General features: G+C 49.6%; 19 protein-coding genes. 18 read left to right on the forward strand and 1 reads right to left on the reverse strand.

Annotated features, from left to right (window positions below; all coding sequences use genetic code 11):
• Positions 1-41: 41 nt before the first annotated feature.
• The 11 genes from EDM59_RS04995 to EDM59_RS05045 all read left to right on the forward strand — a co-directional run bounded on the left by EDM59_RS04995 (position 42) and on the right by EDM59_RS05045 (position 11,862).
• Positions 42-926 carry a DMT family transporter gene (locus tag EDM59_RS04995; protein ID WP_122922584.1) on the forward strand — a complete coding sequence of 295 codons (885 nt, stop codon included), beginning with the start codon at positions 42-44 and terminating at the stop codon, positions 924-926.
• A 25-nt stretch (positions 927-951) separates the two neighbouring features.
• Complete coding sequence (locus tag EDM59_RS05000) at positions 952-1,695, forward strand: SDR family NAD(P)-dependent oxidoreductase (protein ID WP_122922585.1); 744 nt, start codon at positions 952-954, stop codon at positions 1,693-1,695.
• Positions 1,696-1,861: 166 nt separating this feature from the next.
• Entirely contained in the window at positions 1,862-2,539 is a 678-nt protein-coding gene (locus tag EDM59_RS05005; RefSeq protein WP_183192805.1) for a GntR family transcriptional regulator, read from the forward strand.
• 108 nt (positions 2,540-2,647) lie between these two features.
• Positions 2,648-3,859, forward strand: a complete 1,212-nt coding sequence (locus EDM59_RS05010; RefSeq protein WP_122923379.1) for a LeuA family protein — start codon at positions 2,648-2,650, stop codon at positions 3,857-3,859.
• Between the two features lie 30 nt (positions 3,860-3,889).
• Positions 3,890-4,735 carry an FAD binding domain-containing protein gene (locus tag EDM59_RS05015; protein WP_122922587.1) on the forward strand — a complete coding sequence of 282 codons (846 nt, stop codon included), beginning with the start codon at positions 3,890-3,892 and terminating at the stop codon, positions 4,733-4,735.
• Between the two features lie 35 nt (positions 4,736-4,770).
• Positions 4,771-5,268, forward strand: coding sequence for a (2Fe-2S)-binding protein (locus EDM59_RS05020; protein ID WP_122922588.1), 498 nt, complete (start codon positions 4,771-4,773; stop codon positions 5,266-5,268).
• 17 nt (positions 5,269-5,285) lie between these two features.
• On the forward strand, positions 5,286-6,053 hold the full coding sequence (locus tag EDM59_RS05025; protein ID WP_122922589.1) for a cyclase family protein: 768 nt from the start codon (positions 5,286-5,288) through the stop codon (positions 6,051-6,053).
• Between the two features lie 37 nt (positions 6,054-6,090).
• Positions 6,091-8,340: a xanthine dehydrogenase family protein molybdopterin-binding subunit gene (locus EDM59_RS05030; RefSeq protein ID WP_183192806.1), complete on the forward strand. Its 2,250-nt coding sequence runs from the start codon at positions 6,091-6,093 to the stop codon at positions 8,338-8,340.
• A gap of 248 nt (positions 8,341-8,588) precedes the next feature.
• Complete coding sequence (locus EDM59_RS05035; protein ID WP_122922591.1) at positions 8,589-9,905, forward strand: MFS transporter; 1,317 nt, start codon at positions 8,589-8,591, stop codon at positions 9,903-9,905.
• Positions 9,906-9,990: 85 nt separating this feature from the next.
• Positions 9,991-10,776 carry an enoyl-CoA hydratase/isomerase family protein gene (locus tag EDM59_RS05040; RefSeq protein ID WP_122922592.1) on the forward strand — a complete coding sequence of 262 codons (786 nt, stop codon included), beginning with the start codon at positions 9,991-9,993 and terminating at the stop codon, positions 10,774-10,776.
• Between the two features lie 39 nt (positions 10,777-10,815).
• A complete protein-coding gene (locus tag EDM59_RS05045) occupies positions 10,816-11,862 on the forward strand; it encodes an XdhC family protein (RefSeq protein ID WP_122922593.1) in 1,047 nt (348 codons plus the stop codon).
• 194 nt (positions 11,863-12,056) lie between these two features.
• Here EDM59_RS05045 and EDM59_RS05050 read toward each other — a convergent pair whose 3' ends face one another.
• Positions 12,057-14,237, reverse strand: coding sequence for a malate synthase G (locus EDM59_RS05050; RefSeq protein ID WP_122922594.1), 2,181 nt, complete (start codon positions 14,235-14,237; stop codon positions 12,057-12,059).
• Positions 14,238-14,406: 169 nt separating this feature from the next.
• Here EDM59_RS05050 and EDM59_RS05055 point away from each other — a divergent pair, with 169 nt between their 5' ends.
• The 7 genes from EDM59_RS05055 (at position 14,407) to nikB (ending at position 22,189) form a co-directional block, all read left to right on the forward strand.
• Positions 14,407-15,312: a LysR family transcriptional regulator gene (locus tag EDM59_RS05055; RefSeq protein WP_122922595.1), complete on the forward strand. Its 906-nt coding sequence runs from the start codon at positions 14,407-14,409 to the stop codon at positions 15,310-15,312.
• A gap of 111 nt (positions 15,313-15,423) precedes the next feature.
• Positions 15,424-16,074: a GntR family transcriptional regulator gene (locus EDM59_RS05060; protein ID WP_183192807.1), complete on the forward strand. Its 651-nt coding sequence runs from the start codon at positions 15,424-15,426 to the stop codon at positions 16,072-16,074.
• A 58-nt stretch (positions 16,075-16,132) separates the two neighbouring features.
• Positions 16,133-17,380, forward strand: coding sequence for an allantoate amidohydrolase (locus tag EDM59_RS05065; RefSeq protein ID WP_122922597.1), 1,248 nt, complete (start codon positions 16,133-16,135; stop codon positions 17,378-17,380).
• A 94-nt stretch (positions 17,381-17,474) separates the two neighbouring features.
• Positions 17,475-18,557: a sugar phosphate isomerase/epimerase family protein gene (locus tag EDM59_RS05070; RefSeq protein ID WP_122922598.1), complete on the forward strand. Its 1,083-nt coding sequence runs from the start codon at positions 17,475-17,477 to the stop codon at positions 18,555-18,557.
• A complete protein-coding gene (locus EDM59_RS05075; protein ID WP_183192808.1) occupies positions 18,550-19,524 on the forward strand; it encodes a sugar phosphate isomerase/epimerase family protein in 975 nt (324 codons plus the stop codon). The genes EDM59_RS05070 and EDM59_RS05075 overlap by 8 nt, the downstream gene beginning before the upstream one ends.
• A gap of 85 nt (positions 19,525-19,609) precedes the next feature.
• A complete protein-coding gene (locus EDM59_RS05080) occupies positions 19,610-21,136 on the forward strand; it encodes an ABC transporter substrate-binding protein (protein ID WP_122922600.1) in 1,527 nt (508 codons plus the stop codon).
• A gap of 114 nt (positions 21,137-21,250) precedes the next feature.
• On the forward strand, positions 21,251-22,189 hold the full coding sequence (gene nikB / locus EDM59_RS05085; protein WP_122922601.1) for a nickel ABC transporter permease: 939 nt from the start codon (positions 21,251-21,253) through the stop codon (positions 22,187-22,189).

Consider the following 22,189-nt stretch of genomic DNA (forward strand, 5'->3'; position numbering starts at 1 on the left):
CAATATGCCATATGAGTATTTCGCGCAAAGGGGATGTCATCATGCACAAGCTCAAGTATGCCTGTCTGATTATCGTGACAACGTTTTTGATGGGAATTGCCTTTCCTGTTGGCAAGATCGGCCTTTCGTATGCACCACCGTTCCTTTTGATGGGCATGCGCTTTGTACTGGCTGGAGGATTGCTTGCCCTTTTCTGCTACAAAAGAAAGCAACCCTTGGGCAAGATGCAGTGGCTTCAGGCAGCCATCATCGGTCTGTTTCAGTCTGCTGGCGTGATGGGCTGCGCATTTTTCAGCATGCGCTGGATTTCAGCAAGCGAGTCGGCCATCCTTACCACCTCGAGTCCGCTGTTCGTGATCATCATGGGAACGCTCATCGCCGGAGCGGTTTACCGGGTCCGCCAGTGGTTTGGTGTGGCAATCGGTTTTGTCGGTGTGGCGATTGCGCTGGGCTTTCATCTCGGTATGCAGCCAGGCACGTTCATTAGTCTCGCGGGTGCAGTCAGCTTTGCTTCGGCGACTCTGTTTATCAAACGGTGGTCCCCGAACTTTGACTTAAACGTGCTGGCTGCGTATCAGATGCTGACTGGCGGAATCGCGTTGCTCCTCATGAGCTTTGTCACTGAACACCCCTTTTTTACGGTGACAGTCAAATCCGTTGCGGTCGTGCTCTGGCTCGCGGTCATGTGCTCGATTGTCCAGTTTACACTCTGGTTTTATCTGCTTCACCGCGGCGATCCTGGGAAAACGAGCTCCTTTCTTTTTCTCGTGCCGCTTTTCGGAGTGTTCACCAGCTGGCTTTTGCTCGGTGAGCGCGTGGAATGGTACGTCGGCGCGGGTGGTTTATTGATTGGCATCGGTATTTTCTTGGTCAATTGGGAGGGAAACCGACTTGTCGTGGCATCTACGAAAAAAATAGCTTCATAAAAAAATGGTCCTGGAGTGATGGAAAATGAATTTGAAAAATCAAGTAGCTCTCGTTACAGGCGGTGGTACCGGAATTGGTCGGGCAACAAGCATGATGCTGGCACAGCAGGGGGCGCTCGTCGCCGTGAACTATTCCCGTTCTGAGGCAGATGCGGAAGAGACGGTGCAGCTGATAAAAAAAGAGGGAGGGAATGCCATCTGTATAAAAGCCGACGTATCCAACGACAGGGAAGTAAGGCAAATGGTAAATACGATGGTGGAGCAGTTCGGGACAGTCGATTTGCTGGTAAACAACGCAAGTATCACGCGCCACATCCCAATGGATGACCTGGAAGCACAGACGTCCGAAGTGTGGGATGAGCTTTACGCTGTCAATGTCAAAAGCATGTTTTTTTGTGCGAGAGCGGTAGCACCTTATATGAAGAAAAAGAAACGCGGAGCTATCGTGAATGTGGGAAGCATCGCTGGTCTGACCGGAACAGGATCATCGCTTCCGTATGCTGTTTCCAAGGCTGCGGTGCATGGGCTGACAAAATCGCTCGCTCATGCGCTTGCCCCGGAAATTAGAGTTTGCAGCGTTGCCCCAGGAGCGGTGGCTACGAGATGGTGGGCAGGCAAGGAAGAGAGGATGAAGCAGCTGGCTGGTCATTTGTTGCTACAACGGATCGCAACGCCGGAGGATATCGCCAAGCTGATTTGCGCCTTGTTGGAGCAAGAAGCGATGACGGGTCAAATCATCACGGCTGATTGTGGGCAGATGGGAAGTTAAATCCAAAAGCCGTCCTATAAAAAGGGCGGTTTTCTTCTGTTTGGACGCTGGAAATCGCACGAATGGAAACGTGAAAATCGCAAGAAAAAAAACGATAAACAAATATTCAGAATTTATTGACCAAAAATCATATATGATATATAGTATACGAAACGGATAAATCGAGGTGAAATCATTGGTTCAAGAAAATGAAGCAAACGTTTACACAACGAAATCAGATATCGTCCACAAGGTACTGAAACAAAAAATTATAGACGGCGAGCTGGCAATGGGGGAGAGCATCAACATCACGAAGATCGCAGCTGAGCTAAACATCTCCATCATTCCTGTGCGTGAAGGTCTCAAGCGATTGGAAACGGAAGGCTTGGTCGAGTTTTTCCCACATAAAGGGGCACAAGTAAAGACGTTCAGTTCTACAAAAATAAAGGAAATTTACGATATTCGCGCTGTACTGGAGGGGTTGGCGGCAAGAGAAGCGATCGCCCATCTTGATCCCGATAAAATAGAGCAGCTCAAGGTCATGAACGAACAAATGAGACAATATGCGAACGAAGCGGATGACGAACGCTTTGGTCAAGCAAACAAAGATTTTCATCGATTCATGTATCAAAATGCTCAATATCCGACTCTCTTTGATATGATTTTCAATCTGTGGGAGGGGCATTGGACGAAGGCGATCTTTGCCTTTCATCCGGAGAGAATGCATGATGCTGTAGCCGAGCATGATGCGATTATTCAAGCAATCGAAGCAAAAGACGGAGTGAAAACAGAGCAATTGGTGAGAGCGCACAAATTGAAAACAGCAAAGTTGTTCGAAACGATCTCGAAGGAAACGAAGGGGTAAAAACGCCCCTTCATGTGAGCGGTTACATTCGCCAGTGGATAGCGCTTCTCATTTTCGATGAGGGTCCTATTTTCACATAAATGAGAAAGGAAAGGGATGGAGAAGATCATGACGAGCAGCTGGAAGAACGAAAATTGGTGGGTCAGTCATTTCAATTTTAAGGAAGAAGTAACGCAGCAGTTTCATATCCCACACAAAGTAGAGCTTCATGACGCGACCCTGCGAGATGGGGAACAGACAGCGGGTGTCGTGCTAAAGCCAGAGGAGAAGGTGGAAATTGCCCGGAGATTGGGAGAGGCGGGAGTCCATCGGATCGAGGCGGGAATGCCTGCCGTTTCGGAGCAAGATCGAAAAGCGATTGTGGATATCAAAAAGCTTGGCTTGGACTCGAAAATCTTCGGCTTTGTCCGAGCAAAAGAAGAAGATATCCACATGTGTTTGGAATGCGGGGTCGATGGGGTCATCATCGAATTGCCGATTGGCAAACCCAAATTGGATTTGCAATTCAACTGGTCCGTAGACCGCGTAATTGAATCTAGCATTACCGCCATAAAAAAAGCAAAAGAGCTGGGGCTGTATACCGTCTTTTTTCCTTACGATACGACGAGGGCAGACGAGGCAGACTTCGAAAAATTGTTAACAGAAGTTACGGCCGAAACGTTGCCAGACTCCGTAGGTATTGTCGATACGATGGGCTGCATTTTGCCAGAAGCAACAGAATATATGGTGAAATTCGTGAAGGAGAAGACGGGTGGGCTTCCGGTAGAGATCCATACACACAACGACTTTGGCTTAGCCGTTGCCAACTCTCTCAGAGCGGTAGCAGCAGGTGCAGAGGTTGTCCATTGTTGTGTGAATGGGATGGGCGAGCGCACAGGAAACGCCGCCTTGGAAGAAGTGGCTGCTGGCATTCAAATGCTGTACGGCAAAGATATGGGGATAGATATTCCAAAATTAATGGGATTATCTGAGTTGGTTGAGCACTATACGAATTTCCCGCTCGCTGTAAACAAGCCCATTGTAGGCACTGCCAATTTCACCCGGGAATCGGGTATCGGGGCAGATACCCTGCTCAAGCATCCACTCGCCATGTTTGCGTTAAATCCCGGATATCTCGGACGTCAAGCAAAATTGGTATTGGGCAAGAAGAGCGGAATGACATCGATCAATGTTCGCCTGCAAGAGCTGCAAGTGACACTTGACGAGGAAGCAAAGAAGCAGCTTCTCACGGATGTGAAAAACATGGGAATCGAGAAGAAAAGAATTTTAACAGACGAGGAATTTGTTCAGCTCGTTAAAAAATACCCGGTGTTGCAGTGAGTATTGGGTAGTGTCACGGGAGGATTGTCGATGATTGAATTTTCTTACAGCGAACCCGATAGCTTGGTAGAACTTCTTGAAATGCTAGAGGAAGGCGGAAATACGGCCGCACTCTTGGCTGGCGGCACAGACCTGGTGAATCATATACGCATCGGAAAACGTACTCCGAGCAAAGTAATCAGTCTCAAAAGCGTTAGGGAGCTGAATCATGAGATCACCTTTTGCCAGGATGGGATTATGATCGGAGCACTCACTACCCTCTCTGCCATCGAGAAACATAGCGTAGTGCGCGAGAGGTTCCCTGCGCTTGCCGAGGCGGTCAACAAAATTGGGTCCACGCAGATCCGAAACAAAGGGACCCTGGTTGGTAATCTGTGCAACGCCTCTCCTGCAGCAGATGCGATTCCGGCTCTTCTGATTTACAATGCCGTGATCCATATTGTCAGCAAGAAAGAGCGGAGAACCGTGCCTATAGAAGCATTCATGAAAGGGCCGGGAAAAACGGATTTGCAGCAGGGTGAGATAGTAGAAAGCATTTTCGTACCTAATCCTCCTGCGAATTCTGGTTCCTGCTACTTGAAATCGTCACGCAGAGATGGCGCAGACTTAACCATCGTGGGAGCGGCAGCATTAGTCGCTCTGTCTGGAGAGGTGAGAATCGGACTCGGGGCAGTAGCACCAGTTCCATTTCGGGCGCATGCTGCTGAGAAAATGGTCAGGGATGAGCAAGTAAACCTAGATGCTGCTCTGGACGAAGCAGTAAAACAAGCGAATCCGATCTCTGACTTGCGTGCGAGTCGTGAATATCGCCTTGCCATGATAAAGACTTTCACACGCAAGGCAATCCATATCTGCCGAGGAAGAATTCAGAAATAAAACAAGATTTCCACTAATCGTTGGGAAGTGATGCAATGAGTACGGACCTCATAGAGCTTCATTTTACACTGAATGGGGAAAGAAAGACGATCGAGGTCAAGCCGTATCATACATTGGCACAAGTGCTGCGGGATCAGCTTGATTTAACTGGCACCAAACTGTGCTGCGAAGAAGGCGAGTGTGGGGCATGCACGGTTATTCTCAATGAAAAAGCAGTAACCTCCTGCATCGTATTGGCGCCTGAGATCAATGGCTGCGAGCTGAAAACCATCGAAGGGCTTGTGCAGGACGGTGAGCTTGATCCCGTGCAGGAGGCATTTATTGAAAAGGGAGCGGTTCAGTGCGGGTATTGTATCCCGGGAATGATCATGTCGGCAAAAGCATTGCTCCAGGAAAATAATGACCCGTGTGAAGCGGACATCCGGGAAGCATTGGCGGGAAATCTGTGCCGCTGCGCCGGATACTACCGGATTATGGATGCCGTGACAGCTGCAGGTAAACAGATCAGGGAAGCGAACGCTGCTAAATCGTAGACGAGGAAGGTGTCGGTATGTCCTTTGAAATCATTGACTTGAGCTTACCGCTGGAAAACTACGCGAGTGAGCCGTATCCACCGAAAATTATCCATTTTGATCATGCAGCTGGTGCAAGACGTCTTTCCGCACTTGCAAAAGTAGATCCTACAGATTTTCCGGATTCCATGGGGCTCGCAAATGAGATCGTCGAAGCGACCACCCATTCCGGTACACATGTGGATGCTCCCTGGCATTTCGGTCCTACGACGGAGGGAAAACCTGCGAAAACCATCGATCAGGTTCCGCTTGCGTGGTGCTATGGTCCGGGGGTAGTCATAGATGTCAGACACAAACAAGCAGGGGAAGAGATCACCGTCTTCGATCTTAAAACAGCGCTCGAAAAAATCTCCTACACGCTGAGCAAAGGGGATATCGTTCTCCTACATACGGGTACGGATAAGCTTTGGGGCACATCACGCTACGTCGATAGTCAGCCAGGACTCGGCGAAGAAGGGACGGATTGGCTGGTCCAGCAAGGAATCAAATGCATTGGCATTGATGCTTGGGGATTGGATCGATCTGTGAAATACATGGCAGAGGACATAAAAGCGGGGAAAGACAAAGGCCTGCTCTGGCCAGCGCATATGTATGGCAGAAAACGCGAGTACATTCAGATTGAAAAACTGGCGAATTTGGATAAACTCCCTCGTCCCTACGGCTTTACGGTCTCTGCCTTGCCTGTAAAAATCGCGAATGCATCCGGTGCTTGGTGCAGGGCAGTTGCAATCGTAAATGAAGAGTAGCTCTCAAGGCTATGTAGAAAGGAACCGGGGTGAAATCATGGAGTTTGACGTTGTCGGAAAGGACATAAAACGCACCGATGCATTAAAAAAGGTAACCGGCACTTTGGATTATGTGATTGACCAGAAGATGCTGGGAATGCTGTACGGAAAATTGCTTCGCTCCGAACATGCCCATGCCAAAATCGTGAATGTGGACGCTTCAGCAGCGAAAAAGATCCCCGGCGTGTATGACGTCATCACTTCGACTGATATGCCGCAGCCTGTTCCGCGCTTTGGACCGATCAAACAGGATCAGCCACTGCTTGCGGATAGAGTGGTGAACTACCATGGGGAGCCGGTGGCGGTAGTACTGGCAGACAGTGAAGAGGCGGCACAGAAAGCTCTCAAAAAAATCAAGGTAGAGTACGAAAAGCTGTCCTCTGTCACGAAATTAGATGATGCTTTGCGAGCAGATGCTCCGATCGTAAACCCAGATAGTATCGGTATGCATGAAGAGCTTGGTTCTAACATCTGTGGAAACTGGAGATTTGGGTGGGGGGATGTTGAAGCGAAAAATAGCCCGGCTTCCTTCACGCTGAAAAATGTGTATGAGTTCCCGATGATTCACCACTTTCCGATTGAACCCTTCTCCTGCATTTGTTATCCCGAGAATGGTGGAGTCGCGGTTCGAAGTCCGATCCAGCATCCTTTCATTTTGCGTCGTGTTGTAGCGAAGGCTTTACACATGGAGCTTTCCCAAGTACGGGTGATCGGAAACGCAATCGGAGGAGGCTTCGGGGGCAAAGGCTATCCGAAGATTGAGCCACTTACCGCCTATCTTGCTCTGCATACTGGCAAGCCGGTAAAAATCGTCTTGTCTTTAGAGGAAGGTTTTTTCTCGGCACGACGTTCTTCCTCCAGGGTGACGATGAACACGGGATTTGATCTCGAAGGCAAAATTCAATTTCAGGATGTGAAGGTTGAATTCCTGGTCGGAGCATATGCGGATACCGCGCCGCGGGTTGCTTCCAAATCAAGCTATCTCGGATGTGGGCCATACGTGACGCCGAATGCTCGTATCGATTGTCGTGCCGTCTACTCGCATACTGTGCCGAGTACAGCCTTTCGAGGGTTTGGAATGCCGCAGATTGTTTGGGCGGTAGAATCCCAGATGAACGAAGCAAGCAAGGTTTTGGGTATTGACCCGCTCGAGATTCGGTTGCGAAATCTGCCTAAAAAAGGGGAAATATTGGTACCCGGCGACAGGCCAGTTGATGGAGATTGGGAACAAGGACTGCGTAAAGCAGCCGAGACGATTGGGTGGGGTACAGAGAAACCAGATGGCATCGGCCGCGGGATCGCCATCGGAATTAAAAATCCGATTCCCGCTTCTCTATCCAAATCAATCGTAAAGCTGCACGCGGATGGAAGTGTTACGGTCTCAGTGGGTACCTCTGAAATGGGGCAGGGAGCACGTACCACGATGGGGCAGATCGCGGCGGAAGCACTAGGGGTACCGATGGAACGAGTCTCACTCATTATGGCGGATACTGGTGCTGTACCTTTTGATACGGCAACGGCAGGCAGTCGTTCTACCGTGGCTATGGGAAATGCAGTCGTCTCTGCTTGTCATGACATAAAAGAACAGCTGACAGAGATGGCGCATGAGCTCTTTGCAGACGGTTCCCAAGAGGAGGTGGTGATTTCTAGGGGAACAATAGAGGCTTACGGAAAATCCCTTTCCTATGCAGACATCCTCGCCGAATACTTTGGTCCAAATATGGGTGAGGTTGTGGGAAACGGGACCTACAAAGGAAGTAAAATAGAAGGCCATCCAGTAGGCGGGATGGCAGATTTCTGGGAAATTGTATTCACTGCCGCTGAGGTGAGCGTAGACACAGAAAGCGGTAAAGTCTACACAAACAAGCTTGTGAACGTAAGTGATGTGGGATGCATCATTAATCCGTTGCAGGCGGAAGCGCAGGAAGAAGGCGCAGCCATCATGGGGATGGGCCACACGTTCATGGAGCAGATGGTTTATGACGATTCAGGCCGATTAGTAAATGGCGGTGCCCTCGATTATCGTGTGCCGACTATCATGGATATTCCAGCAGAATTCATTAGCAAGTTCATTGAAAATCGCGACGGTGCAGGGCCGTTTGGAGCGAAGGGGATTGGAGAGAGCGGAATCATTGCAATTGCTCCAGCTGTAGCCGCTGCGGTGAATGATATACTCGGCATTCGGTTTCGGCAGCTCCCATTATCGGCAGAAAATGTATGGAAAGAACTGCATCGTGAATCGAAGTAAACGGTAAGCATAAAAAAACTCCCGACGAGAGCGCATACAGAAACACGTTCACTCTGCCCGAGGATTACGAATGTTTCTGAAATCGCTTTCAGTCGGGGGACAAAAAGGAATCATCCTGAAACAGAGAAAACCCCATTTCAAGATATTCCCTGTAATCTTACCACTAAGCATGCTTATAGTAAACGGATTGTGATGGCAGGGAATGGTGAATCGTTTATCCGTCCATTAACCAAAAGAGGTGAATAAGAATGGGTTTCGGTGCTGACACAAGTCTGAAACTGAACGCGACTTCCGTTTACACGCGGAATGAAACGCTTTTAGTGGTATTCTTCGCTTTCTTGGGTGCGCTATTTGATGGTATTGAACTTAATTTGATTTCATACCCGATGGTCTACATCTCCAAATCACTCGGAGTCACGACTGCTGATATGGTAACTGTGCTTACTTGGCAAGGCTTGGCATCCTTGGTAGGCGGATTCTTATTCGGCTGGCTCGGTGATGTCATCGGTCGCCGCTGGTCGTATGCTCTCTGCGTTCTCATTTACGGGGTAGGTGCTATATTAGCAGCTTTCATCCATAGCTATGACATTTTCCTGATCACCCGAATTTTTGCTGGGATCGGCATTGGCGGTCAATTTGGTTTGGTCTTCACCATGTTTACCGAGTGCTGGAAAACTGAAAAACGGGGGACCATGGGCGGACTCATCCAATCGATGTTTGTTGTCGGCCAAATTGTAACCGTTATCATCACCTATTTTTGCCTTCAAGCATTTGGCGCTGATGAAGGCTGGCGCGATGCCTTTCTCATTCTGGGTGTACTGAGCGTCATTGTCGGAGTTGCTTCGATTTTCTACCTGCCGGAATCCAAGCTGTGGCTGGAGTATCGGGAGAAGCTGCGCGCAGGAACGCTGCCTGTAGAATTAAAACGCACGGGTGTTCCTTTGGTCGATATCTTCAAAAACGGCCTGGCTTATGGCACAACCATGTTCATGATCGTTTCAACGGCTGTGTTCATCATTTCCTATCAAACCATTACGTATCAATCTACCTTCTTGCTGAAAGAAGCAGGAGTCCCACTCAATCTCACCAGCGTAATTGTTTTGATCGCTTTGTTCATCACAGGGATCGCTTACGTAATCGTTGGCTACATCTCGGATAAGTTAAATCGGAAATGGGCGTTTTTCTGGGGAGCCGTTGTGGGGCTGATTGGCTTCGGTTCGTTCCTGATCCTCGCTTTAACGGGAAACATAGCCATCGGAGAAAACTTCTTGTCTTCCCCTATGTTCTGGAGCCTGATGATTTGTAATGCAGGCTACGCTGGATTCGCAGTGCTGGGCGTATGGATGTCTGAATTCTTCCCCACTAGACTTCGCGCAACGGGGAATAACGTTTGCTACTACGTGGGTCGTGGCTTAGGTGCTGGGTTGTTCCCGCTGATTGCTATCAAGATCGCCGGCTCTGTTACGATGGCCTTGGCACTTGGGATTATTGGCGCGATCGCGGCTGTCGTCTTTGCCCTATTTGCTGTTGATAGGACAGGTAGAGAAATCAACGCGATTGAGTAGATAGAGAAACGAAAGAGGACGAGGAGCATGATGATCCAAGACATGCTCCTCTCGATTCTATTTCTTTGTAAGAGGGTGGATACCTATGCGCGTCATGATTAAAAGAGTGACAGACGGAAAAATTACCCTGCAGGAAACATCGAAAATGGCGATTATTACGATGAATCGTCCTGCCTCACGCAATGCACTGACTTCAGACATGTGGCTGGAATTAGCGCGACTGGTAAAGAGCGTCGAGTCCAACCCCAAAAACAAGGTTGTCATTGTAAAGGGAGCACGTGGGCAATTTTCTGCCGGCTCAGACATCAGAGAATTCACCCAAATGACCGCTGATGAAGCAAATGCTGCCTTTGAAAAAATGGAGGAGGCCATGGCAGCGATTGAAAATATCTCCTTGCCTGTCATCGGTGTCATCGATGGGCCGGCCATGGGTGCTGGTTTTATCCTGTCCCTCGCATGCGATATTCGTATCGGTACCAGAAATACCAAAATGGGAATACCGGTTGGGAGACTTGGCATTACATTGGGGCCATCCTTTGTGCAGCGTATCGTCAGACTGATCGGACCGAGTCGCACGAAAGAGTTGGTGTATACAGGAAAAATCTATGATTACCATGAAGCCAAACAACTAGGTTTAGTCAATGTATTCGTGGAAAATCGTGAAGAGCTTGAGCATACTTGCCTGAAAACGGCTGGCATCATGGCAGACCAGTCCATGGCCTCCCTGGCAGCGGTTAAGAAGGCAGTCCACTTATGCGAGCAGCAGACCCATGCTCCGTGGAAATATGTAGACCCTGTTGATTTTCATGAAGGCTGTCTCTCCTTTGTAGAAAAACGGAAGCCGCTTTTTGGCAACCGAGCACTTCCATGATCGATCTAGACATCCTGTGGGAAAGTGGGGGAAGGGTCAATGAAAGAATTTTATCGACTGCTAAAGGTAATGAAGGCGCATCCATATTCTCCTATGGCCATAGCAACCGTCATCCGTGTCGAAGGCTCTGCTTATCGGCATGCGGGGGCAAAAATGTTGTTCGTAGCGGAGGAACCATACGGAACGATTAGTGCGGGGTGCTTGGAAAATGATTTAGCCTATCGTGCCCAGGAAGTGATGGAATCCAAAGTGCCGCAAACCATCTCGTATGATTTACGAGCAGGCGACGCACTTTCTTGGGGCCAAAGTGCGGGATGCAATGGCAAAATTACCATTTATGTGGAACCGGTAGCCTGGAATTCTACATGGGAGCAGCTGGAGGCCTTACTGGACGCAGGTGAAAAAATACTATGCGCGAGGGGAATCGGGGAGAGGGCGATCACCCCGTTTTTCCTTCCCTCACAGAACGGAAGATGGCTTCCTAGCGGAAACGAACAGAGTCACCCGGATTTTCATGGTATCATTAAAAATTTTATCCAAACGAACAAGAGTTTCGCGTTAATAGAGAAGGAAGAATGGAAGAACACGATTTTACTGGAAATCTATGAACCGAAAGATAGATTGTATATATTTGGTGCAGGGCCCGACGCGGAGCCACTGGTAGAATTGGCAGAGAAGATGGATTTTGCGGCAACGGTGATCGATCCGCGAAGCAGCAGATGCTGTGACAAGTACTTCCCGAGTGCCCATCAGCTGATCGTGGAGCATCCGGAAACATTTTTGAAGGAAGGCAAGATAGCCGATCACAGCTATGTGTTGATTATGACCCACAATTTTGATCGAGACCGCACGATCTTAAACCATCTCATCGAGCAGCAGGTAACTTATTTAGGGGTTTTGGGGCCAAGAAGAAGAACGGAGAGATTACTTGCACCCGCAAGACTTCCAAATCGGGTCTATTCTCCGGTAGGGGTGGAGATTGGAGCGGAGGGTCCAGAAGAGATCAGCGTCAGTATCGTTGCCCAATTATTGAAAGTGAGAAATGAGCGAAAAGCGTTGTCCTACACCTCACTCCTATCAATTTGATTCCCTAATAAAAAGAAATGACCCTTAGGAGAGTCCTAAGCAAGGATTGCAGCTCTGCTCCTGTGTAAGCTCCAACCACTCTCACATTTCGATGAACCAGCTGCACCACAAAAGCTGCAGTGCAAAAAGCAGTGTGCTTGCGATCGCTTGCGAGCACACTGCTTTTATTTGCCTAGTGAAAAAGGGAAAAAGGGCTAAACCTTGCTTGCTAGCTTCGCCTTAAACTCCAAGCGCTTGCGGTGCAGGATGGGATCTGTGTATCCGTTTGGCTGCTCGCATCCTTTGACAACGAGCTCTACTGCTGCCTGAAAGGCGACAGAGTCCTCGTAATCGTCAGCCATCGGTCTGTACGCAGGGTCTCCCGCATTTTGTTGATCTACGACTTTGGCCATATTTTTCATCGTGGTGAGAACCTGCTGTTCACTGACCACGCCATGGCGCAGCCAGTTAGCGATATGTTGGCTGGAGATCCGCAGGGTAGCAAGGTCTTCCATCAGCCCGATGTTGTTGATGTCCGGTACTTTCGAGCAGCCTATACCTTGCTCTACCCAGCGAACGACATAGCCGAGAATGCCCTGGACGTTGTTGTTCAATTCCTGCTGGATTTCCTCCTGCGTCCATTGTGGAGCGGTGGCCACCGGTATTTGCAGGATGTCATCTCGGTAATCGCGAATGGATACTTTCAGCTTATTTTGCACCTCGTTGACATCGATTTGATGATAGTGCAGGGCGTGAAGAGTGGCAGCTGTAGGGGAAGGCACCCAGGCGGTATTTCCACCCGCAAGGAGATGACCGCTTTTTTGCTTCAGCATTTCCTTCATCAAATCAGGCATCGCCCACATGCCTTTTCCGATTTGGGCGCGGCCCTGCAGCCCACAAACGAGTCCGATGCTTACATTGGACTGCTCGTAGCTTTGCAGCCAGTGTGTGGACTTCATTTCATTTTTGCGGATCATCGGTCCAGCTTCCATGGAAGTGTGGATCTCGTCACCTGTCCGATCTAGGAAGCCAGTATTGATAAATACGATCCGATTTCTCACTTGATAAAGGCATGCTTTCAGGTTGAGCGAAGTGCGGCGTTCCTCATCCATGACCCCGATTTTCAGCTGGTGGCGGGTAAGTCCCAGCAAGTCTTCCACCCGGTTAAACAGTTCGTTGGCAAAGGCTACTTCTTCCGAACCGTGCATTTTCGGCTTGACGATGTAAACAGAGCCTTTAGCGGAGTTGACGAAGCGACTGTTGCGCAGCAGGTCGTGCTTGGCAATCAGACTGGTTATGACGGCATCCATGATTCCCTCCGGCACTTCCTGTCCTGCTTTATCCAGAATGGCTCCGTTGGTCATCAGGTGACCGACGTTTCGAACGAGGAGAAGAGAGCGCCCTGGCAAGGTAATCGTTTCTCCCGTAGAGGAAATGTACGAACGGTCGGGCTGCAAGGTTCGGGTTATCGTCTTTTCGCCCTTTTGAAAAGCAGCCGACAAATCACCTTTCATCAGGCCCAGCCAGTTGCGGTACACCAGCACTTTGTCTTCTGCATCAACAGCTGCTACAGAGTCCTCACAGTCTGTGATCGTGGTCAGAGCAGATTCCATCAGGATGTCTTTTACTCCCGCGGCGTCCGTTTTTCCGATCGGATGGGTGCGGTCGATCTGGATTTCATAGTGTAGCCCGTGATGCTTCAGCAGGATTGCGGAAGGGTTCGCAGCATTTCCTGTATACCCTGCCAATTGAGAAGCATCGGTCAGCGTCGTCGTTTGCCCGTTGCGAAGCTCGACGATCAGTCTCCCAGCGGAGATGGAATACTGGATCGCTTCTGTATGGGATGCGGATGGCAAAGGCGCGGTCTGATCGAGGAACTGCTTGGCAAAGGCGATGACTCTCTCTCCGCGCACCGGATTGTAGGAGCTGCCGCGTTCGGCACCGCCATCTTCTTCGATTGCATCGGTTCCGTACAGCGCGTCGTAGAGACTTCCCCACCGTGCGTTCGCGGCATTTATCGCATAGCGGGCGTTGTTTACAGGAACGACGAGCTGCGGACCTGCCTGAAGCGTGATGGTGTCGTCAATTCCTTCCGTATCTATTTCGAAATCGGCTACATCCGGTTCCAAATAGCCAATCCTTTCTAAAAACGCCTTATACTCCGGGAATGAAAACGAGCTTTTGTGCTCCCTATGCCAGCTGTCGATTTGCTGCTGCAGGTGATCGCGCTTTGCAAGCAGCGCCTTGTTTTGGGGAGTCAAGTCGTGAATCAATTTGTCAAATCCGGACCAGAATTGCTCACGGGATACCCCGGTTCCTGGGAGTGCTTCGTTTTCAATGAATGCATGTAGAATGCGGGAAACGCGCAGGCTTCCGATCTCAACGTATTGCTCCATGTAATCTCTCCTCCTTTTTCTTCGGAAAACGTAAAATCACTGTAATTGAGCACGCGCAAAACCCACGCAGCTGACTTGTATGTATTGTACAATAAGGGTCATTATAGTAAAAATATATATTCAGAAAATTCTTTATGCAATTACGTTATAAAGGATGGGGGGACTTCCTGTGGACATTCGTCATCTGGCGTATTTTTCTGAAGTGGCCAAGCATTTGAGCTTTTCCAAAGCAGCAGCAGCCTTGTATGTTTCCCAGCCGTCGATCAGTAAAGCGATCAAGAATCTGGAAATGGATCTGGGCGTCCCGCTGTTTTATCGTTCGACGAAACAGCTCGAGCTGACGGACGCGGGCAAAGCAGTGTTGACAAACGCCCAAAACGTCCTGGAATCGTTTCAAAACCTCAAGTCGGAGCTAAACGACGTTATGGAAATCAAAAAGGGCGAGATTCGGATCGGGATTCCTCCCATCGTAGGAGCGGCCTTTTATTCCAAGCTCATCATTCAGTTCAAAGCCATGTATCCCGAGATTGATATTCGCCTGACCGAAGTGGGCACAAAAATGATCAAACAGGGAATCGAGGAAGGCTCGCTGGATGTTGGACTGGTCTGCAGTTATCCAAAGCACAGCGACGGATTTGAGGCCATGAAATTATTGAAGGATCCACTGATGCTTGTCGTTCACCAGGAGAACAGACTCGCTGCGCAGCCAAATATCCGGATTTCGGAAACGGCAGGGGAACCGCTGATCCTGTATCGGAAAGACTTTTCGCTGCACGATCGGATATTAGAAGAGTATGCCAGGCAAGGCTTCACTCCAAAAATCGTCTGTGAGAGCTCCCAAAAGGACTTTCTGGTCGAGCTGGTGGAGGCGAAGCTGGGGATTACATTTCTTCCGAGCAAGATTTGCGGTGAGCTGGGTCATTCAGCAGTGGTAGCCCGTCCGTTGGAGGATGCGGATATTTGTCTGGAGCTGGGGCTGATCTGGAAAAGTGAAAAGTACGCGCCGTATTGCGTCCGCAAGTTTATTGAAATGACGCAGCAGATGATCCTGCATCCGGTACAGGCGGCAGAATAGGAAGAACGGAGTGTGCATCCGGTAACAAAACAAAAAAGAACGATACATGAAAGATATATCGCTGGCATATGTTTGGGATATGATCGTTCAACCCTAGGGGTGATTACCATTTTGGAGGATAAGCAAAAATCAAGAGCCGAAAGCGTCTATCAATATTTAAAACAAAAAATCATCTATGATGAACTTCCTCCAGGAACGTTCCTCCGGGAAGGAGAATTGGCAGCTGAGCTTGAGGTCAGTAAAACACCGGTAAGAGAAGCGCTAAATGGGTTGAAGTTTGAAGGATTGGTGGATGTAATCCCTTATAAAGGGTACATGGTATCGCAATTCTCGTTTCAGGAGCTAAAGGATTTGTTTGAACTCAGGATCATTCTCGAGAAGGCATGCGTGGAATTGGCGATTCAGAACATCACCAAAAGCCAGCTGGAACGGTTTAAGGAGCTGGCGCTTCGGGAATTCGATGTGGATTCCGTGGAGGCTAGGAAAGAATTTATGAAGGTCAACATCGGTTTTCATTCGTATCTGGGAGAGGTCAGCGGAAATAAGCAGCTGGCAGCTTTGCTCGAAAGCACGATCCAGAAGCTGCAGCGTGGACTATTCCAGGCCCTAAAGGAATCCAGCCTAAAAACAATGGTAGAGGAGCATTTGCAAATCGTGAAAGCCATTGAAGAGAAGAATGAAAGCTTAGCCAAAAGTATCGTGACCAAGCATGCGCGGGATTCTCACTTCAATATTCTCACGATCAACAGAATCCTTTCCTAACCAGTCAGCCAGCATCGCTTTGTCTAGAACAATCCTGATCACACGAGGTGAGGAAAGATTGGAAGCCTTGCAGAAGTGTATCCATGCAGAAAGGATGATTGGGCGAATAGAAGCATTGGCCCAATGCAGCCAGCCAGGACGAGGGGTGACCCGTCTTTCCTTTACGGAACAGAGCGAACAGGCCATCCTGCTTGTTGCCGGATGGATGGAGGAAGCGGGAATGAAGGTTCGCCGGGATGCGGTCAATAACCTCATCGGACGATATGAGGGGATGGACCCGGATGCGCCAGTCCTTTTGATTGGTTCTCATCTGGACTCTGTTGCCGAAGCCGGAAAATATGATGGAATCCTTGGGGTGATCGCTGGGATAGAGGTAGTGCATGCCATCAAAGAGAGCGGAACCATCACGAAAAACCCGATTGAAGTCATCGCTTTTTGTGATGAGGAAGGAACTCGTTTTCATACCACGTTCCTGGGAAGCAGGGCGATTGCAGGTACGTTGAGGGAACCAGATTTAGAGGCGCAGGATCACGAGGGCATAACGGTTGCGCAAGCCATGCGGGCAGTTGGAAGCGATCCCGAGCAGTACAGGCGGGCCGCTCGAGATCCGCAAACGATCCTTGGTTATTTGGAATTGCATATTGAACAAGGACCCGTACTCGAGGAAATGGGGCAATCGTGCGGAGTCGTAGCGGGAATAGCTGGACAGTCCCGTTATGAATTCAGGGTAGAAGGTCAAGCAGGTCATGCCGGAACCGTTCCGGTAAGGTTCAGAAGAGACGCTTTGGCTGGAGCGGCCGAAATGATTCAAGCTGTCGAAAGGATTGCCCTGAAAAATGAATCCGTAGTGGCCACTGTAGGGAAGCTGGCAGTCCTGCCGGGGGCAAGCAATGTGATCCCGGGTGTGGTCGAGGGGACGCTGGATGTTCGCAGTCTCCAAGATGATGTCAAGCAAAGTACTTTATTGGAATTAATCGAGGAATTTAGGCAAATCGCCCAGCGCCGCAGTTTGGCTTGTCACTTCCGCCGTGTGATGGATTCTCCGGCAGTAGCGTGCTCAGAGCCATTCGTTCTGGCCATCGAAACGGTTATGGAGGAGCGAGGAATGAAGCCGCTGCGACTGGTGAGCGGAGCGGGCCATGACGCCATGGCGGTAGCAGCGATTACGGATATCGGGATGATTTTTGTAAGGTGCAGAGAAGGAGTGAGTCATCATCCGGATGAATACGCTTCGCCCGAGGACATCATGGAAGGCACAACCGTCCTCATGAATGCCGTGCTTCGCCTGACCACGTATTCCAGATAGGTTTCACTTCGCTATTATTTTTCTGAATAATCAAATAACAACCACTTCAACTACCGATTGCTTCTCACTTCAAAAGGGAAAGGAAGTAACATCCATGCGCATTGGAATTGACGGAAGAAAGATACCGGAGTCAAAGCTGCGAGGTCCTGTAGGCACACTCGATCATGCCAAAAGCCTAGGGATGGAAGGCGTGTTTTTTCGCACCATTCTGGATGTGAGTCCGACACTTGACAGAGCGGTAATCCGCGAGGTCCGCGAGCGCGCCGACGAGCTCGGACTTTATCTGGAAGCGGGCCTTAGCAAAGTCAATCCTTATGCACTTCCGGAAACGCCAGAAGTGAGACAAATCGGCGATGGGGATACGCTGCTCGGTTTCCGTAGAATGATGGAGGCCTGCGCAGAATTCGATATTCGGGAGCTGTGGATTTCCACGGCAGGCATAAAGCAGCAGTACAGAGGAAGATTCACGACCGACCGCTTTCGAACGGATGTTTCCTGGGAAGATCAGCTGGAGGCCACGCGCCGATTCTTGATGAAGCTAAGGCCCATTGCTTTAGACCTCGGGATCCATCTCAATCTTGAAACGCACGAGGAGATTACGACGTTTGAAATTCTTCGTCTGATCGAGGCGGTCGGTGATGATGTAGTAGGGATCGTCTTTGATACCGGGAACATCTTTATTCGCGGGGAGCATCCGGTCTATGCGGCCAAACGTATCGCTCCGTACGTGCGTCAAACCCATTTTAAGGACGCTTACGTCGAACTGATTGATGATGGTGCCTACTACCAGTCACGCAGCTGCGGTTCAGGGCTGGTCGATTTTTCAACGGTGCTGCGTGAACTGAATAAATATCGCCCTGACCTGAACGTCACGATCGAATGTGATACTCCTCGTTTGGGAGCGGTGAAAGGGGAGCCACATTTCCTAGAGCTGTATAACCCGGAATGGATCGCAGGACATCCCGACCTATCACGAGAAGAATTCTCCGCGTATTTTGAGCTGGCTCGCGATTTCACAGAGCGCATCCGAAAAGGAACGGTCAAGTCCTGGCAGCAGCTGCATGCAGAGAGCTTTGAGTATCCCGAAGCCATCCAGTGTATCGAATCGTCAAGACAGCACTTGGAAAAGATTTGCCAGGAGCTTGGGATTACGAGGGGAGAAAAGGCCAATGCTTGACAAGTTGCCTACGAGAGTGGGAATTTTCGCGAAGGATCTCTGTGGTGCGTCCTTTGATGTACGGGATTCGATTCAGAAGGCACGCCAGCACGGGCTGAAAGGCTCATTCATTGGAACCGCTCTTAGTGCCAGCCCGACTTTGGATCAGTGGGAGCTGGAAGACATTCGGCAAATGGCACAGGAATCAGGAATCACGCTAGGGCTCAGTATCGGAATGCTGAATCCCTACCGGCCTGAACGCTCCTCGGATGCATGCAAAGTTGGGAATGGGGATCTGGCAAAAGGCTTGCTCAGGCTGACAGAGGCAGCTCTTCGGCTAGGGCAACAAAATGTGATGCTGGTTGTCGGAAAAGAAGAAGACCGCTTTGATCCATCCGTGGCGTGGCCCGCTCAGTTGGCCGAGGTCTCCTCTTTCCTGAAACGGCTGGAACCTGGTTTGCGTTCGCTAGGGGCACGCATACTGATCAAGACGCACGAGGAAATCACCTCTTGGGAGGTTCGTCGACTCCTTGACGTTTTGGATCCCGATCTTTTCGGCGCTGCATTCGATCCTGTGAACGTGATTGTGCGCATGGAGGATCCGATAGCAGCAGCGGACCGTCTCGCCGGTTTCATCAGGCAAGTCCACGTAGATGATGCACGCCTCTTATGGAGCGGTGGAGGCTTCGCGCGACTGCTTTGCCCAGTGGGTACGGGTTGTATCGACTGGTCGGGTCTGATCAGTAAAATTCATGCAAGTGATCCAGACGCCTGGTATTGGGGGGAGATTCACCGCGCTGAACTGGACACACCGTTCCGAAATGAAGGGTGGTTTGATAGCCATCCCGACATCGAGGTTTCGGAGTTGGCGACGTGGCTCTCGAAAGGAATGCCGCTGTCCGAGCCGCCAATGTCCCTGGTGGGAAATATAGAGGAACGAATCGAAAAGGTCACTTCGTTTCTTACGCGAGAGCTCATTTATGGATAATATTTGTTGGCAATAGATCCGCTCAGACATTTTAAGGTCAATAAAATACTGAATATTTTGAAAACATAAGCAGAAAGGTGTGAGAATGGTGAAGAAAATTTCCGCTTTCTTGCTCGTCGTCTTTCTGATAGGCAGCGTGATTGCCGGTTGCTCAAGTGAAACGGCAAATGGCGGGTCTGGTGCCCCAAAAGATACCCTGATCGTCGGGGTGCCGGATGCACCGGTTTATATGGATCCACAGATTCAGGCATCCGTTGCTTCGTATCGTGTGACGACACAGATTTTTGACAGGCTTGTAGCGCTTGACAGCAATATGAAACTGGTTCCTGCTCTAGCAGAATCATGGGAAGTAGAAAATGAAACGACTACCGTTTTCCACCTTCGCAAGGGTGTCAAGTTTCACAATGGGGAAGAAATGAAAGCGGAAGATGTGAAGTATAGCCTTGAACGAACCATTGCAAGTGCTGGCGTAAATTACAACTATCTCATTATCAGCGACATCATCATTGTGGATGATTACACCGTGAAGATTGTGACTTCAAAACCGTTCAATGCCCTCTTGTATAGGCTCACGCTGGATGCTGCAGCCATCCTAAGCAAAAAGGCAGCGACTAGCGGTCAGGATTTCAACGCGCATCCCGTCGGCGCAGGTCCATACAAGTTTGTCTCCTGGGAGCTTGGCGGCGATGTCGTTCTGGAAGCGTTCCCCGATTATTACAGGGGAGAACCGAAAGTAAAGACTCTGATATTCAGGCAGATTCCAGAAGCGCTGAACAGATCGGTTGGTCTGGAAACGGGAGAAATCGACCTCGCCTATGATTTGGCTATCACCGATTTGGATAAGGTCAAGGGCAACAAGAACCTCGCATTGGAAGAGGTAACGAGCACGACAGAATGGTATCTCGGATTCAATACCAAAAAGCCGATCTTGGACGATGTGCGTGTAAGGCAAGCGATCGCGTATGCCCTTAACACTAAGGACATTATTGATATCGTTTTCAACGGTGTGGCGACACCTTCCCACAATACGATGATACCGCCAGACGTATTTGGATTTGCGCCAGACACGATTACGTATGATTTCAATGTAGAGAAGGCGAAAAGCCTGCTTGCCGAAGCTGGACACCCGAATGGCTTTAAGACGACGCTCTGGGTTCCGGATAGTCAGGTCCCTAGAGATGCTGCAGTAGTGATTCAGGGGCAGCTTAGTGCTATAGGCATTGAAGTTGAAGTGAAAACCATGGAACAAGGAAAATACTATTCTGCTACGGGAAAAGGGGAGCACGATCTGTTCTTCATGTCGAAAACATCGATTGATCCAGATAGCATGCTCAGAGCCGTTTATCACACGCAAGCCTTTGGCCTCTCAGGCAACCGCTCTTTCTGGGCAACGAAAGAAGTGGATGAAAAATTAGACAGAGCGAGTGTCACCACAGATTCTAACGAGGCGAAGCAGCTTTATGCCGAGGTACAAAAGATTGTTGCTGACCAACTTCCGCTGATCCCCATTGGCATCGAGCATTTAAATGCCGGCATGCAGTCAAATGTGAAAGGCTTTGGGCTTTACCCCGGAAAAACGCACTCCATCTACGGCACGTATTTTGAAAACTAGAGTTTGACCTTCGTATCATGCCGATCATGTTCGTCGGCATGATACGAACAAACTGACTGTCTGGCAAAAGCCGATTTTTTGAGGAGAATCCATTCGAAATTTGGAGGTTGTCAGATGTACAAATTTATTCTGCGCAGGTTGGTTATGCTGGTGCCTGTTTTATTGGGGGTAAGCTTAATCGTATTTACCATCATGGACCTTACTCCTGGTGATCCCGTTGAAATGTATCTCGGTGATAACTACACAGCTGAGGCGCATGCTGCCATGACACAGGAGCTTGGTCTTGATCAGCCATTTTTTGTTCGGTACATCCACTACATCGGAAATGTCGTTCAAGGAGACTTTGGGATTTCGTACTCAACCAAGCAGCCTGTATCAGCTGAAATCGAAGCGAGGTTTCCAAGCACGCTCATCCTGGCCTGCTCGGCGCTCATTTTTGCCATTGCCTTAGGAATTCCGCTAGGGACGATTTCCGCAGCCAAGCAGTATTCCGCGATTGATTCCGTCTCGATGTTTGCCGCTTTAATAGGCGTTTCCATGCCAAACTTTTGGTTAGGGCTCATGCTGATTCTCATACTCGCTGCCAATCTAGGGTGGTTTCCATCGGCAAACTTCGATGGCTTCAAGTCGTTAGTCCTTCCTGCCATTACCTTAAGTGCCAGCTCGCTAGCTATCATTACGCGAATGACACGCTCCTCCATGCTGGAGACCATCAGGCAGGACTACATCCGAACGGCGCGAGCAAAGGGAGTCAAGGAGTTTACAGTCATTATCAAGCATGCGCTGCGCAATGCGATGATCCCCATTATTACGGTATCAGGATTGCAGTTTGGTTTTGCTATCGGCGGCGCTGTTCTGGTAGAAACCGTATTTTCGTGGCCGGGAATTGGCAGGCTGCTCGTGGAAACCATCAAATTAAAAGATACGCCTGTCGTGTTAGCCATTGTGCTTGTCATGGCCACCATGTTTACCATTATCAATCTGGTCACCGATATCCTGTACGCCTATTTTGATCCACGTATCCGAGCTCAGTACAAGATGAAGAAGGTGTAG

Origin of the sequence: Brevibacillus nitrificans (assembly GCF_003710965.1) — a bacterium.
Lineage (GTDB): Bacteria > Bacillota > Bacilli > Brevibacillales > Brevibacillaceae > Brevibacillus > Brevibacillus centrosporus.

Excerpts from the sequence above, each read along its gene's own strand:
- nikB (WP_122922601.1), top strand. The coding sequence starts at position 21,251 with ATGTACAAATTTATTCTGCGCAGGTTGGTTATGCTGGTGCCTGTTTTA.
- EDM59_RS05040 (WP_122922592.1), top strand. The coding sequence starts at position 9,991 with ATGCGCGTCATGATTAAAAGAGTGACAGACGGAAAAATTACCCTGCAG.
- EDM59_RS05020 (WP_122922588.1), top strand. The coding sequence starts at position 4,771 with ATGAGTACGGACCTCATAGAGCTTCATTTTACACTGAATGGGGAAAGA.
- EDM59_RS05010 (WP_122923379.1), top strand. The coding sequence starts at position 2,648 with ATGACGAGCAGCTGGAAGAACGAAAATTGGTGGGTCAGTCATTTCAAT.
- EDM59_RS05070 (WP_122922598.1), top strand. The coding sequence starts at position 17,475 with ATGCGCATTGGAATTGACGGAAGAAAGATACCGGAGTCAAAGCTGCGA.
- EDM59_RS05075 (WP_183192808.1), top strand. The coding sequence starts at position 18,550 with ATGCTTGACAAGTTGCCTACGAGAGTGGGAATTTTCGCGAAGGATCTC.
- EDM59_RS05050 (WP_122922594.1), bottom strand. The coding sequence starts at position 14,237 with ATGGAGCAATACGTTGAGATCGGAAGCCTGCGCGTTTCCCGCATTCTA.
- EDM59_RS05015 (WP_122922587.1), top strand. The coding sequence starts at position 3,890 with ATGATTGAATTTTCTTACAGCGAACCCGATAGCTTGGTAGAACTTCTT.
- EDM59_RS05025 (WP_122922589.1), top strand. The coding sequence starts at position 5,286 with ATGTCCTTTGAAATCATTGACTTGAGCTTACCGCTGGAAAACTACGCG.
- EDM59_RS04995 (WP_122922584.1), top strand. The coding sequence starts at position 42 with ATGCACAAGCTCAAGTATGCCTGTCTGATTATCGTGACAACGTTTTTG.
- EDM59_RS05000 (WP_122922585.1), top strand. The coding sequence starts at position 952 with ATGAATTTGAAAAATCAAGTAGCTCTCGTTACAGGCGGTGGTACCGGA.
- EDM59_RS05045 (WP_122922593.1), top strand. The coding sequence starts at position 10,816 with ATGAAAGAATTTTATCGACTGCTAAAGGTAATGAAGGCGCATCCATAT.
- EDM59_RS05035 (WP_122922591.1), top strand. The coding sequence starts at position 8,589 with ATGGGTTTCGGTGCTGACACAAGTCTGAAACTGAACGCGACTTCCGTT.
- EDM59_RS05080 (WP_122922600.1), top strand. The coding sequence starts at position 19,610 with ATGGTGAAGAAAATTTCCGCTTTCTTGCTCGTCGTCTTTCTGATAGGC.
- EDM59_RS05030 (WP_183192806.1), top strand. The coding sequence starts at position 6,091 with ATGGAGTTTGACGTTGTCGGAAAGGACATAAAACGCACCGATGCATTA.